This window comes from Scandinavium manionii (assembly GCF_024764775.1).
Taxonomy (GTDB): Bacteria; Pseudomonadota; Gammaproteobacteria; order Enterobacterales; family Enterobacteriaceae; genus Scandinavium; species Scandinavium manionii.
Window position 1 is genome coordinate 52,580 of sequence record NZ_JALIGC010000030.1, and the last position, 13,899, is coordinate 66,478.

At 56.8% G+C, this 13,899-nt stretch carries 13 protein-coding genes; 4 read left to right on the forward strand and 9 right to left on the reverse strand.

Going from position 1 to position 13,899, the window contains the following annotated elements; all coding sequences use genetic code 11:
• Nucleotides 1-6 precede the first annotated feature (6 nt).
• Entirely contained in the window at nt 7-2,229 is a 2,223-nt protein-coding gene (gene hypF, locus MUU51_RS02150) for a carbamoyltransferase HypF (protein ID WP_258967025.1), read from the forward strand.
• The gene (locus MUU51_RS02155; RefSeq protein WP_258967026.1) at nt 2,229-3,242 is read left to right on the forward strand and encodes a HoxN/HupN/NixA family nickel/cobalt transporter; all 1,014 of its coding nucleotides are present in this window, start codon (nt 2,229-2,231) and stop codon (nt 3,240-3,242) included. The genes hypF and MUU51_RS02155 overlap by 1 nt, the downstream gene beginning before the upstream one ends.
• Nucleotides 3,243-3,283: 41 nt before the next feature.
• Here the strand turns inward: MUU51_RS02155 and norW are convergent, their stop codons facing one another.
• Entirely contained in the window at nt 3,284-4,417 is a 1,134-nt protein-coding gene (norW, locus tag MUU51_RS02160) for an NADH:flavorubredoxin reductase NorW (protein WP_258966996.1), read from the reverse strand.
• Nucleotides 4,414-5,853, reverse strand: a complete 1,440-nt coding sequence (norV, locus tag MUU51_RS02165; RefSeq protein ID WP_258966997.1) for an anaerobic nitric oxide reductase flavorubredoxin — start codon at nt 5,851-5,853, stop codon at nt 4,414-4,416. The genes norW and norV overlap by 4 nt, the downstream gene beginning before the upstream one ends.
• Before the next feature lie 182 nt (nt 5,854-6,035).
• Between norV and norR the strand changes: the two genes are divergently transcribed.
• Nucleotides 6,036-7,550 (forward strand): nitric oxide reductase transcriptional regulator NorR, encoded by a 1,515-nt coding sequence (gene norR, locus MUU51_RS02170; RefSeq protein WP_258966998.1) that lies wholly within the window; start codon nt 6,036-6,038, stop codon nt 7,548-7,550.
• Here norR and gutQ read toward each other — a convergent pair.
• From gutQ to srlA, 7 genes are all read right to left on the reverse strand, one after another.
• Nucleotides 7,547-8,512, reverse strand: a complete 966-nt coding sequence (gene gutQ / locus MUU51_RS02175) for an arabinose-5-phosphate isomerase GutQ (RefSeq protein ID WP_258966999.1) — start codon at nt 8,510-8,512, stop codon at nt 7,547-7,549. The two genes, norR and gutQ, sit on opposite strands and share 4 nt — an antisense overlap.
• Complete coding sequence (gene srlR / locus MUU51_RS02180) at nt 8,505-9,278, reverse strand: glucitol operon DNA-binding transcriptional repressor SrlR (protein ID WP_159775761.1); 774 nt, start codon at nt 9,276-9,278, stop codon at nt 8,505-8,507. Before srlR ends, gutQ begins: the two co-directional genes overlap by 8 nt.
• 63 nt (nt 9,279-9,341) lie before the next feature.
• Nucleotides 9,342-9,701: a transcriptional regulator GutM gene (gutM, locus tag MUU51_RS02185; protein ID WP_159775759.1), complete on the reverse strand. Its 360-nt coding sequence runs from the start codon at nt 9,699-9,701 to the stop codon at nt 9,342-9,344.
• A gap of 97 nt (nt 9,702-9,798) precedes the next feature.
• A complete protein-coding gene (gene srlD, locus MUU51_RS02190; RefSeq protein WP_258967000.1) occupies nt 9,799-10,578 on the reverse strand; it encodes a sorbitol-6-phosphate dehydrogenase in 780 nt (259 codons plus the stop codon).
• A 15-nt stretch (nt 10,579-10,593) separates the two neighbouring features.
• Nucleotides 10,594-10,956: a PTS glucitol/sorbitol transporter subunit IIA gene (gene srlB, locus MUU51_RS02195; protein ID WP_258967001.1), complete on the reverse strand. Its 363-nt coding sequence runs from the start codon at nt 10,954-10,956 to the stop codon at nt 10,594-10,596.
• 12 nt (nt 10,957-10,968) lie between these two features.
• Nucleotides 10,969-11,925: a PTS glucitol/sorbitol transporter subunit IIB gene (gene srlE, locus MUU51_RS02200; RefSeq protein ID WP_159775753.1), complete on the reverse strand. Its 957-nt coding sequence runs from the start codon at nt 11,923-11,925 to the stop codon at nt 10,969-10,971.
• Nucleotides 11,922-12,485 (reverse strand): PTS glucitol/sorbitol transporter subunit IIC, encoded by a 564-nt coding sequence (gene srlA, locus MUU51_RS02205; RefSeq protein ID WP_159775751.1) that lies wholly within the window; start codon nt 12,483-12,485, stop codon nt 11,922-11,924. Before srlA ends, srlE begins: the two co-directional genes overlap by 4 nt.
• 234 nt (nt 12,486-12,719) lie before the next feature.
• Between srlA and mltB the strand changes: the two genes are divergently transcribed.
• Nucleotides 12,720-13,799 carry a lytic murein transglycosylase B gene (gene mltB / locus MUU51_RS02210; protein WP_258967002.1) on the forward strand — a complete coding sequence of 360 codons (1,080 nt, stop codon included), beginning with the start codon at nt 12,720-12,722 and terminating at the stop codon, nt 13,797-13,799.
• Nucleotides 13,800-13,899: the final 100 nt, after the last annotated feature.

Here is a 13,899-nt window from a genome sequence, read left to right on the forward strand (position 1 = left end):
ATGGCAATCAACGGCGTCGTCATTCGCCTGCGAGGTAGGGTTCAGGGCGTAGGGTTTCGGCCGTTTGTCTGGCAAATGGCGCAGCGGCTAAATCGTCAGGGAAACGTCAGCAATGACGCAGAAGGCGTGCTGGTGCACCTCGTTGGTGCAGAAAACGGCTTCGCTGCGCAGCTTAAGGTGCATTGCCCCATTTTGGCGCGCATTGACGCCACCGAAATCACGCCGTATCACTGGCCTGATTTACCACAGGATTTTACCATCCAGCAAAGCGGAACCGGGCGCATGAGCACGCAGATTGCGCCCGATGCCGCCACCTGTCCGGCCTGCCTTGCAGAGCTCAATGACCCGCATAACCGGCGCTACCGCTACCCGTTTATCAACTGCACCCACTGCGGCCCGCGCTTCACCATTATTCAGGCAATGCCATATGACCGCCCCTTCACGGTGATGGCGGCGTTTCCGCTTTGTCTGGCTTGCGAAAAAGAGTATCGCGCCCCGTCAGATCGCCGTTTTCACGCCCAGCCGGTAGCCTGCGCAGAATGCGGTCCGCAGCTGAGCTGGCACGCATCCTCTGAACAATCCACGGGCGAAAACGCGCTGGCGGCGGCGGTCGGGATGCTGGCCGCGGGCAACATTGTGGCTGTCAAAGGGCTTGGCGGTTTTCATCTGGTGTGTGATGCCGGAAACGCCGCCGCGGTGGCGCTGCTGCGCAAACGCAAACGACGCCCGACGAAACCGCTGGCGGTGATGCTAACGCAGGTGAGTTTCCTGCCGGAACAGGCACGGAAATTGCTTAACACTCCGGCGTCGCCGATTGTTCTGGTGAAGAAAAACGCGGTAGACGGCATATGCGATGGCATCGCTCCCGGGCTGGATGAAATCGGTGTAATGCTGGCATCGAACCCCATTCAGCATTTGTTGATGCAGTCGCTGCAACGTCCGCTGGTCATGACCTCGGGGAACCTCAACGGCAAACCGCCCGCGATTTCGAATCAGGATGCCCTGGTGGATTTGGCGGAGATAGCCGACGGCTTCCTGCTGCACAACCGCGATATTGTCCAGCGTATGGATGATTCCGTGGTCCGGCAAAGCGGCGAAATGCTGCGCAGGGCGCGTGGCTACGTGCCGGATGCGCTGCCGCTGCCGCCGGGTTTCGCGGATGTTCCGCCGTTGTTGTGTTACGGCGCAGATTTGAAAAACACCTTTTGTCTGGTGCGCGGGCAAGAAGCGGTACTGAGCCAGCATCTGGGCGACGTTTGCGAAGAAGGCGTGGAGGCGCAGTGGCGCAGTGCGCTGGCATTAATACAGTCAATATATGCGTTTACCCCGGAACGCGTGGTGGTGGATGCGCACGCAGGTTATCGCTCGGTGCAGTGGGGCGAGGCGCTGAATATTCCGTGCGACAGGGTGCTGCATCACCACGCTCACGCAGCGGCCTGCATGGCAGAACACGGCTGGCCGCTGGACGGTGGTGATGTTATCGCGCTGACTCTCGACGGCATAGGGCAGGGGGAAAACGGGGCGCTCTGGGGCGGCGAATGCCTGCGGGTGAACTATCGGGAATGTGAACATCTCGGCGGTCTGCCTGTGGTGGCGCTGCCCGGCGGTGATCTGGCGGCTCGCCAGCCGTGGCGTAACCTGCTCGCACAGTGCGTGGCGTTTGTTCCGGACTGGCAATCGCTCGCGCTGTTGCAGTCACACCCCGTCGCCGCACTGGCTCGCGCCATTGAACGCGGGATCAATGCACCGATGGCGTCTTCCTGCGGGCGTTTATTTGATGCGGTTGCGAGCACGCTGAGCTGCACGCCGGATAAGCAAAGTTATGAAGGTGAAGCGGCGTGCCGGCTGGAAGCGCTGGCACGAACAAGCGAGGGTCTCGACCATCCGCTGACGCTTCTTTTTCAGGGTAACACCCTGAATTTACGGATTTTCTGGCCGCAGTGGCTGAGCTGGTCCGCGCCAGAAGCAGATAAGGCCTGGGCATTTCATGATGCGCTGGCCTGTGGGTTGGCGCAGATGATGCGCTATCACGCGGGCATTCGCGGTCTCCGCACGCTGGTTTTCGGCGGCGGCGTGCTGCATAACCGCCTGTTGCGCGAGCGGCTGGGCTTTTATCTGTCTGGTTTTACACTTTTATTTCCGCAGCGTTTGCCCGCGGGCGACGGCGGAATTTCATATGGGCAGGCGGTGATTGCCGCAGCCCGCCTCCAGGAGGAAGGGAACGGATGATGCTGATTAGGCTTTTACGTCAACAGCCGCGCGCAGCGCTACTGGTTTTCGTGCTGATGATGGCCAATCTATTGGCGTGGTGCTGGGCGTGGCAGGTGTTTGGTGAGAGTGGGGCGCTAATGGCCGCCAGCCTGTTGGCTTGGGGCTACGGCCTGCGCCATGCGGTGGATGCCGATCATATCGCCGCAATTGATACCGTTACGCGCAAAATGATGCAGCAGGGCAAACGCCCGTTCGGCGTTGGCGCGTGGTTCTCGCTCGGCCATTCCTCCATTGTGGTGCTGGCTTCGGCGGCGATCGCAGCCACCGCAACAGCGTTCCAGCAGCACATGAGCTGGTTTCACGATACCGGTAGCCTGATTGGCACCGCGGTTTCATCACTGTTCCTGCTGGCGATGGCCTTTATCAACCTGGTTATTCTGCGTGGCATCTGGCGCAGCTTCCGCGCTTTCAAACAGGGTAAGCCGTTCAACCGTGATCCGGTGGCAACGGGCGGGATGATGAGCTGGCTGTTCGGCAAGACGTTCCGCCTGATCGACAAAAGCTGGCACATGTATCTGGTCGGTTTTTTGTTTGGCCTCGGCTTTGATACCGCCACCGAAATTGGGGTGTTGGGGATCACTGCCGCCAGCGCATCCAGCGGAATGTCTATCTGGAGCATCATGATTTTCCCGGCGCTATTTGCCAGCGGCATGGCGCTGGTGGATACGCTTGATAACGTGTTGATGGTCGGGGCGTACGGCTGGGCCTTCAACAAACCTCAGCGCAAGCTGTACTACAACATGACCATTACCGGCACGTCGGTGGTGGTGGCACTGTTTATCGGCGGCCTGGAAGCGCTGGGCCTGCTGATGGATAAATTTGGCTTTAGCGGTGGGCTGTGGAACTGGGTCGGTGCGCTGAATGATAATCTCGGCAATGCCGGATTCATCGTTATCGGGCTGTTTATCGCCTGCTGGATAGTCTCTCTGGCGGTGTATCGCTGGCGCGGGTATGACGCACTGAGCGTGTAAGGCAAACGGTGCCGGGCCAAATCAGGCCCGGCATTTTTTATTCAGGCGTGGATCTGTTTCAGTAGCGCGAACGCCTGCTTCATCTTCCCTTCGCTGACCACAAACGCCCGCAGCTTCTCCTCGCTATCAAACCCTTGCGCAATCATTCCATCGGGAGTGGTATTGAGCGTCCAGCGTAGATCCGGATGACGCGTATCGCCCGCTAAATGCAGTGGCAGGTCCGGCGTTTTCACTTTGACCAGCATCGGCGGCAGCGTCAGGTTTGCAGCCTGACCCAGCAGGATTTTTGCCAGGGTCAGCGCGCTCAGCAGTGTCGGCTGGAGGAACGGCAGCACTCGACCGTTGATTTCTGCGCAGTCGCCGAGGGCGTAAATGGCCGGGTTGCTGGTTTGCAGCGTTCCATCGACCACCACGCCACGGTGGATTTCAACACCTGCGCGGCATGCAAGCGTGGTTTCCGGGAGCAGACCCGTAGCAGCAATGACGGCATCCACCTCAAGTACCCGCTCGCGATCAAAGCAGGCACGGATCCCGGTGCGGGTTTTCTCCAGCCCCTGAAGCTGGCTTTTCAGCAGTAGATGAACGCCCATATCGGTCAGCTGATGTTGAAGACGACTGCTGACTTCGGGCGGCATCAGGGAGGCCAGGATGCTCGCGGCGTTGTCCACCACGCTAACCGCTTTCCCCGCCCGACAAAAATCCATCGCCAGTTCACTGCCGATAAGGCCTGCGCCGACAATCAGCACGCGCCTGGCATCGTGCAGCACCCTTTGTGCCGCGCCATACTCCTGCTGGCTGTTGAGTGTGAGCATCAACTCGTGGCCCGGTACCGGCGGGACAAACGGCGTGGCTCCCGTCGCCAGCACCAGTTTGTCGTACGGCCAGCTCTGGTCACTGCTTTTCACTACCCGCGCGGCGGCGTCGATATCCGCCACCCAGGTGTTCGGAAACAGACACAGATTGTACTGCTCGGCAAACTCGCCCGCCGTCTGGAGCGTCAGGTCTGCGGCGCGCTGGTTCTGGCTGATGACGTGGCTGAGATCCGGTTTGTTATATTCATCCATACTGTCGGCGGCAATCAGCGTCAGTGGCACCTGCGCGTCTTGTTTGCGGATGCTTTTGACCAACTGACGAGCCGCAAAACCTGAACCGATGATGACAATCCCGTGAGTCATTTTGCCTCCGTCGCCAGTACGTCGAACACCTCTTTACCGAGCGAGCATTCCGGGCACAGGAAACTGTCCGGGACTTCGCTCCACGGCGTGCCTGGGGCGACATCCTGATTCGGCTCGCCTTGTGCCGGGTCGTAAATCCACTGGCAAACGCTGCACTGCATGGCAGGCCCGGAATCGACGGTGCATTCGGCAGGCTGCGACTCGCTCGCTACATTCACCGCTACGGGTAACGAAATCGGCGTGAGCGCCCACTGACGGGCGATTTCGCGACCGTGCTCGCGGCAGATTTCCAGAGCGTCGAGATCGGGACGCCACTTGGCTTTCAGGCTCAGCGACATGTCAAAACCCGCGTCCTGCAAGCGGGTAGAAAGTCGGTCCACCGCGCCGCCGCTCCAGCCGTGTGAGCCAAAAGCGCTGGCGCGTTTGTTGCGAAAACGTAGCCCGGTCAGTTCTTCAACCAGCCCGGCAATTTTCGGCATCATCACGTTGTTCATGGTCGAAGTGCCCGCCAGCACGCCTTTGGAACGGAAGACGTTGGTCAGCACGTCGTTTTTATCGCTGCGGGAGACGTTAAAAATCTTCACCGCCACGCGCGGGTCGACCTCGTTAATGCCCTGGGCGATGGCATCCGCCATCATGCGGGTGTTGTTGGACATGGTATCGTAGAAAATCGTGATGCGGTCTTCCTGATAATCCGCCGCCCATTTCAGATACAGCTCGACAATTTGTGTCGGATTATCGCGCCACACCACGCCGTGAGAGGTGGCAATCATCTCTACCGGCAGGTTGAAACCGAGGATCTCGGTGATTTTTGGCGTTACCAGGCGGCTGAACGGCGTCAGAATGTTGGCGTAGTAGCGCTGGCACTGTTCGAAAAGTTCAGCCTGATCCACTTCGTCATTGAACAGGTGTTCGTCGCAATAGTGCTGACCAAAAGCGTCGTTGCTAAACAGCACCGCGTCGCCGGTCACGTAGGTCATCATGCTGTCGGGCCAGTGCAGCATCGGGGTTTCCACGAAAATCAGCTGTTTGCCGTTGCCCAGATCCAGCGAATCGCCTGTTTTAACGACGTTGAAATTCCACTCCGGGTGATGGTGATGGCCGTTAATCGAATCGATAGCGTTGGCGGTGCAATAAATCGGCGTGTCCGGAATGGATGCCATCAGCTCGGTTAGCGCACCGGCATGATCCTCTTCCGCGTGGTTGATGATGATGTAGTCGATATCGGCGAGATCGATCTCCGCCCGCAGGTTCTGCACGAACTCGCGGCTGAACTTATGATCGACGGTGTCAATCAGCACATTTTTCTCTTCGCGGATCAGATAACTGTTGTAGCTACTGCCGCGCAGAGTTTTGTATTCGGTGCCGTGAAAATCACGCACTTCCCAATCGCGTTGCCCAACCCAATGAATATTGTTTTTAACGTGAATAGCCATAACGTCCTCAATCACTCTTCTGGTTCAAATCGTTAATGGGCTATATCAAGTTGCGTGCCAGTTTTTATTTTGTTGATAATTAATGGTTTTTAAGTTTGAGTGTTGTGAGTGTTTGTCATAATGACTATTCTTTAGTGGGTCAAAAAGACAATAATGACAGTCATAATGACAATGAGGCAGGCATGAGTTTTTCTACCGAAGCGCTGGCGAAAATAGCCATCGAATTGCAAAGCGACATTGGTCATCCGGACCGTTTTTCGAGGCTTATCATCACTCTGCGCGAGCTGTTGGGCTGTGACGCCTCGGCGTTGTTGCGCTACGAGGCACATCAGTTCATTCCGCTGGCAATTGACGGCCTGGCGAAAGACGTACTGGGCCGCCGGTTTGCGTTACAGGCCCACCCTCGACTGGAGGCGATTGCCCGTGCTGGCGATATCGTGCGTTTTCCCGCAGACAGCACGTTGCCGGACCCTTACGACGGGCTGATTCCTGGGCAGGAAAGCCTGAAGGTTCACGCCTGTCTCGGTCTGCCGCTGTTCGCCGGGCAAAATCTGATTGGCGCGTTAACCCTTGATGGCATGGATGCTCATCAATTCGACAGCCACAGCGACGAAGAACTGCGCCTGATTGCAGCACTGGTTTCCGGGGCGCTGAATAACGCGCTGCTGATTGCCCGGCTGGAAAGCCAGAATGTGTTGATGACCAACGTCAGTGGCGACGCGACGACAGGTGCGCAGGAGATGATTGGTCTCTCGGCTCCGGTGGTACAGCTGCAAAAAGAGATAGAGATCGTCGCGGCGTCCGATCTTAATGTGCTGATCGGCGGTGAAACCGGCACCGGGAAAGAGCTGGTGGCGAAGGCGATTCATCAGCAATCATCGCGTGCGGCGAACCCGCTGGTGTATCTCAACTGCGCGGCGTTACCGGAAAGCGTGGCGGAAAGCGAGCTGTTCGGGCATGTGAAGGGTGCGTTTACCGGGGCTATCAGCCATCGCAGCGGAAAATTTGAAATCGCGGATAACGGTACGCTGTTCCTCGATGAAATCGGTGAGCTATCTTTGTCATTGCAGGCCAAGCTGCTGCGGGTATTGCAGTATGGTGATATCCAGCGAGTCGGCGATGACCGCAGTCTGCGGGTTAATGTGCGCGTACTGGCGGCAACTAACCGCGATCTACGCGAAGAGGTATTGGCCGGGCGTTTTCGCGCGGATCTGTTCCACCGTTTAAGCGTGTTCCCGCTTTACGTGCCGCCACTCCGCGAGCGCGATGAAGACGTCATTCTACTGGCGGGCTATTTTTGCGAGCAGTGCCGGGCTCGAATGGGGCTGAGCAGCGTCATTCTTAGCGCAGCAGCCCGCGCGCATTTAGCGTCGTATCGTTGGCCCGGTAATGTGCGTGAGCTGGAACATGCCATCCATCGGGCAGTGGTGTTGGCGCGCGCGGCCAGCGATGGCGCCGACGTCACGCTAAAACCGCAACATTTTGCTATTCACTGCGAACCTGTTTCCGTTGTACAACCGCGTGAAATGCAGACGGAAGCGGTGAATTTACGGGAGGCCACCGACGCGTTTCAACGTCAGGCGATTATGCAGGCGCTGGAAAGCCAGCAGAACAACTGGGCCGCGACAGCCCGCGCATTGTCGCTGGACGTCGCCAACCTGCACCGGCTGGCGAAACGACTGGGGCTGAAGGATTAAAGAATACCGGCCTGATAGAAATCCTGCAGGTTGATCGCCCCGCACAGCAGACCGCAATCGTCGACCACCGGTGCGGCGGCGATTTTACGCTTCATCAGCACTTCTTTGGCCTCAACCGCGCGGCTTTGTGCATTCAGCGTGACGCCCCCCCGGGTCATGGCTTCTGCAACTTTTTCCGCCAGTGTGCCGCCGCCGACCAGCCAGCGACGCAGGTCGCCATCGGTAAACACGCCTTGCACCCGACTGTTTTCATCGCACACCACAACCAGCCCAAGCCCGGTGCGGCTCAGCTCCAGCATCGCGTCCATCACGCTGGTGGTGAGTTTGACCTGCGGGATGGCATCGCCCGTACGCATCAGGTGATGCACTTTATTCAGCAAACGCGCGCCTAACGCACCCGCCGGGTGGGAACGCGCAAAATCCTCTTCGTTAAAGCCACGCGCCTGCATCACTGCCATCGCCAGGGCGTCACCCATCATTAGGGTGTTGACGCTGCTGGAAGTCGGGGCGAGATGCATCGGGCAGGCTTCGCGTTCGACCGAAATATCCAGAGTGGCTTTTGCGGCCAGCGCCAGTGGTGAGCGGGTTTTGCCAGTCATCGCCAGCAGCGCGACCGATTTTTCCTGTAAGCGTGGGATGATCAGATCGAGCTCTTTGGCCGAGCCGGAGTAGGAAATAAACAGCATCACGTCACGGCTTTCGATCATCCCCAGATCGCCATGCAGGGCTTCTGCCGGATGCACAAAAAAAGCAGGCGTGCCGGTGCTGGCAAGCGTGGCGGCAATTTTTTTGCCGATATGCCCGGATTTGCCAATTCCGGAGACAATCACTTTGCCTTCGCTTTGAATAAGGGTGTTTGCGGCGCGAACAAAATCATCGCCAAGTCGGTCCGGCAGGCGGCTCGCTTCCTCGAGTTCCAGCCTCAGCGTCTGACGGCCTGCGTTAATCAGAAAGTCACTCATCTTTTTCCCCCGTTACGATGACGTTGATGCCTTTCTCTTCCAGTGCTTTTTTGAACGCCGGATCGATACCTGCGTCTGTAATCAGCTTATCAACGCTTTCAAGGCTACAGACGATATTGGGGCTTTTGCGGCCAAACTTTGACGAATCCGCCATCAGGATCACTTCACGGGCGGCGTTACACATCGCCTTACTGACGCTGAATACTTCGTTAAAGGTGGTCACACCCGCGTTGAGATCGATTCCGTCGGTGCCCATAAACAGTTTATCAAAGCTGAAATGCTCGAAAGCGTTTTCGGCCAACTGGCCGTGGAAGGAGGCGGATTTTTTGCGGAACGTGCCACCGGGCATCAGGATGGTTTGTTCGTTATCGACTTCGGACAGCGCATTGACGATATGCAGGCTATTGGTCATCACGGTGATGTTATTAAAGTGGCTCAGCATCGGGATCATCTGCAGTACCGTACTGCCCGCATCGAGAATAATCGAGTCGCCGTCATGGACAAATTTAACCGCGGCTTCGGCAATCAACGCTTTCTGATGGGTGTTGATCAGCGTTTTATGATCGATAGGCGGATCGGCCTCATCCTTGTTGAGCATCACCCCGCCGTAGGTTCGGATCACCGCCCCGGCATTTTCGAGTAGAACCAGGTCTTTGCGTATCGTGGTACCGGTGGTGTCAAAGTGGTGGGCGAGTTCCTCTACTGAGCTTTTTCCCTGCTTTTGCAGATGCTCAATAATGGCAGCTTGCCGCTGACGTGGTTTCATTGGCGATGTGTTCCTTAAGTTGCGAAATGATAATTTCGCAAGCTTATAACGTTCACAACGAAATTATCCATGTTTCAGATTAAGCGCTAATGATAGTGCATTCTGACAGCGTGGATCATGGGGAAAGATCACATCAGGCTGCAATTTTTGTAACGGTGTACCGTTGATGGCCGGAATTTTCACCGGCCGGGCGAAAATCGTCAGGCCCCGAAGCATCAACGAATCGCACACCCGGTTGTGCTCATCCAGGGCGATAGCTATCACTACACGGGGCTTGAAACGTCCACCGGAGCGTCCGATGCCGACCCGGCCTTTTTGGCACAGTGCATCAAACTCACGGTTGAACTGATGAATTTGCCAGCCGCCGAGGATGAGTTGGCTCAGCCAGGCGATAATGGCGAGGGTAATGAGGGTGGTTATCATATTTATCTTCCTGGTGATTGCCGGATGGCGCTCTGCTTATCCGGCCTACGGTTGAGCGTGTAGACCCGTTAAGCGAAGCGCCACCGGGCATGGCAACTTAGAACATCACCTGCCCGCCGGTCACGTTGATGGACTGTCCAGTGCAGTAAGACGCTTTCGGGCTGGCGTAAAACAGCAGCATATTGAGCACATCCTGATAGTCGCAGCCGCGTTTGAGCGGCACTTTATCAATATAATACTGCTCCACTTCGTCCGTGTTGAGGCCAAGCTTGGTGGCGTACTGGGGTAGCAATGACTGGAACATCGGCGATTTCAGCAGGTTGCCCAGCATCAGCGCATGTACGGTTATTCCGTATTCCGCCAGATCCAGCGCCAGGGACTGCGTCAGCCCCACGCCGCCAAATTTTGCCGCGCTGTAACCAGAGTTGTGTTTGCTGCCCACTTTGCCCGATTTTGAATTGATCTGAATGATGCGCCCCTGAATGCCGTCCCGGATCATCAGCCGTGAAAACTCGCGAGCACAGAGGAAATAGCCCACCAGGTTCACCTGCAAAGAGCGGTCGAAATCACCCAGAGCGAAGTCGCTGATAAACGCGGCTTTGGCAATGCCTGCGCTATAGACCAGTAGATCGGCGCGGCCAAAGATCTCGTCCACACCGCGGGCAAGCGCCATCACGCTCTGTTCGCTAGTGGCATCCGCGCCAAATCCGTACGCTATCCCTTCACCAAATTCCTGGTTGATGACCGCAGCGACCCGCGCCGCTTTTTCACTTTGAATATCCACCACCGCGACGCGATAGCCTTCAGTAGCAAGCCCACGGCAAAGAAACTCCCCTAAGGTTTGTCCTCCGCCAATGACAATGGCAACCTGATTCATGATTTTCTCCTTAAATTACACAACGAATTTTACTGTGCAGCCAGTGTGAAGCGCCTCGGGTACGGGGCCGGTAACGTGCACCGTCCCGGGATACTCGGCTTCGGTCTGTCCATCAAAACGCAGGGTGATATGTCCCAGCTCACGTAGGTTCTGCTCGGCCACATCGCCAACAGCGGTGACCGGGTAGCACACGTCGTCAAGCGCAAGCTGACTGCCGGGCCGCAATGCGCCTTTCAGCTCGCCGTGGCAGTGAATAAAACAAAACTCTTCGATATCCGCCGGGGCGCCTTCGCGAAAGGTGATGAGCATCTTGTCGCTCAACGCGTCGGGCGCGCTCTGGCCGATGCGGGTAATGGTGGTCTGGTAAATCACGGTCATCAGGGGCACCTCTTATTGGTAAATAAATCCGGAAACGAACCAGGCAATTAGCACCGTCGGGGCGCCGGTCAGGAAACGACTTACCAGCACCGAAGGCACACCAACGCGAACCGTGTCCTGTCGCGCTTCCGCAAGGGAGAGACCCACCGGGATAAAGTCACAGGCCGCCTGTGCATTAATGGCAAACAGGGCGGGCAGGGCGAGATGCGGGGGAATGTTGCCCAGACCTATCTGCACCCCAATCAGTACGCCTATCACCTGGGCGATAACGGCCCCTGGGCCGAGAAAAGGCGACAGTAACGGGAAGGAGCAAATCAGCGCCAGCGTCACCAGGCCTAACGGATGGCTGGCGAGCGGGGCAAGGCCGTGCGCTATCCAGTCACCCAGCCCGGAGGCCATGATGATGCCGATCAGCGCCGAAACAAACGCCATAAACGGCAGGATGGTTTTCAGCACCGTGTCGATGGTGTCGCGCCCGGACTGGAACAGCACAGCCACGGCAGAGCCCATTCCCATACCGACTTTTGCCAGCAAGCCGTCACTTTGTTCGGTGATTTTTTTGCGGGAGTCATACTCGCGAGGGCCGCCTTTTTGTGGCGTTATTCCGTCAACCAGGCTGATGTTGTTCTCTTTGACGCCAGAGACATAAATGTCTTCGACGATGTGCTGTGCCAGCGGCCCGGATTTCCCCGTCGAGTGAATATTGACGGTCGGGATCCGACGTTTGGGATAAAGGCCGCAGCGCAGCGTGCCTCCGCAGTCGATCACCGCCACACCGATTTCTGACTCGGGGGGCTCCCCTTCTTTAAAGCCGTCCACCGCTTCCCAGCCGGTGAGTTTACTCAGTTTATCGACAATCGCCGGGCGGGTGCCTGCGGTGATGTAGACGATTTTTTTCCCTTCAACGGCGTCGAGTTCCAGCGGGCCGCCCCAGCCGCCTTCGCCTTTTTCAATCCGAATGCGCGTCATACGATGGCTCCTGAAAGTCGAACGCTTTGCTCAAGCTGAATGCCCATTTTTTTCTCGAAAATGGCCGTCGTCAGATCGGTTACCCAACCGCGGAAGAAATTGGTGAAAAGACCGACCAGCAGATAACTGACCGCCAGCGGTCCCAGCGGCAGGCCGAGTGTGGTCAGGCCGTTGGCAACGCCGAGGTAGACAAACAGCTCGCCCGGATTGATGTGCGGGAACAGGCCGTTCATTGAGTGGCAGCTATAGGACGCGGCGGCGTAGTAGCTCGGTTTGTACTTCTCGGGCATAAAACGGCCAAGGCTTAACGTCATCGGGTTACAAAAAACAAAGGTGCCGATACAGGGCAGGATAAGGTAGCGGGAGACCGGATTGCCTGCGCAGCGTTGAGCAAATCGTTCAATGCGTTGCTGGCCGATAAAGTTAATTAAGGCGTTCATGATAACCAGCAGGCTTATCAGCAGAGGCAGAATACCGGTCACCATCCCGGTAAAGACTTCTCCACCTTTCTGAAAAAGCCCGATGAACCACTCGGCGCCGTGGGTAATGATTTCTATCATTCTTCTCTCCTGTGAATTTTTATTATTTAACCGATGCCAATAATAATCACTTTGAAAGGTTTTTAAGTGTTAAGTAGATCTCACAATGAAAGATAAAATGATCATTTTGAAAGTTTGTGTGAGGTGAGAGAGAAACTGAAGAAAGATTTTTTTTAACCTCAGGTAGCGCTTCCTTGTGAGGTCAGGGATGCTTTACCATATTTATCTCTGCCGAATTAGCTAAATGGATGTCACATGTTGAAGCGTCGTTACCTGACCTTACTCCCGCTCTGCGTGCTGGTTGCTGCCTGTAGCAGCAAACCGAAAACCGCCGAAGCGCCGACCACGGCGAATACCTCTGGCGGGTTCCTGTTGGAGCCGCAGCATAATACGACCCTGATGGGCGGCGACTTCGCCAACAACGCGGCGGCGAATCAGTTCATCGATTCGATGGTCAGTAAGCATGGCTTTGACCGCCAACAACTGCATGAAATTCTCTCTCAGGCCAAACGTCTTGATTACGTTCTGCGTCTGATGGACCGTCAGGCACCGACGGCGCAGGTTCCTACCGGACCAAACGGCGCCTGGCTGCGCTATCGCAAACAGTTTATTACCCCGGACAATGTGCAAAACGGCGTCATGTTCTGGAATGAACATCAGGACGCACTGACCCGCGCCTGGCAGGTGTACGGCGTACCACCGGAAATTATCATTGGCATTATCGGCGTTGAAACCCGCTGGGGTCGCGTGATGGGCAAAACCCGCATTCTGGATGCGCTGGCGACGCTGTCATTCAACTATCCGCGTCGGGCGAAGTACTTCTCCGGTGAGCTGGAAACCTTCCTGTTGATGGCGCGCGACGAGCAGGACGATCCGCTGGATCTGAAAGGCTCGTTTGCTGGTGCGATGGGCTACGGTCAGTTTATGCCGTCGTCCTATAAGCAGTACGCCGTGGACTTCAACGGCGACGGCCACATCAATCTGTGGGATCCGGACGATGCGATCGGCAGCGTAGCCAACTACTTCAAACAGCATGGCTGGGTGAAGGGCGATCTGGTTGCGGTGCCAGCCGCGGGCCAGGCGCCAGGCCTGGATAACGGTTTCAAAACGAACTACAGTGTTTCACAGCTTTCAGCCGCAGGATTGTCGCCGACTCAGTCGCTGGGTGATCACCAGCAGGCGAGCCTGTTACGCCTCGACGTGGGCACCGGGTATGAGTACTGGTACGGCTTGCCGAACTTCTACACCATCACCCGCTACAACCACAGTACGCACTACGCAATGGCAGTCTGGCAGCTTGGTCAGGCAGTGGCAGCGGCGCGCGCTCAGCAGTAATCCTGCCGATATCCCCTCCTGCGGGAGGGGTGTCTGAAACATTTCGATACAGGCCCAACGTCAGACGCAGATTTACAACTTTCGTTAATCTCATTATTGT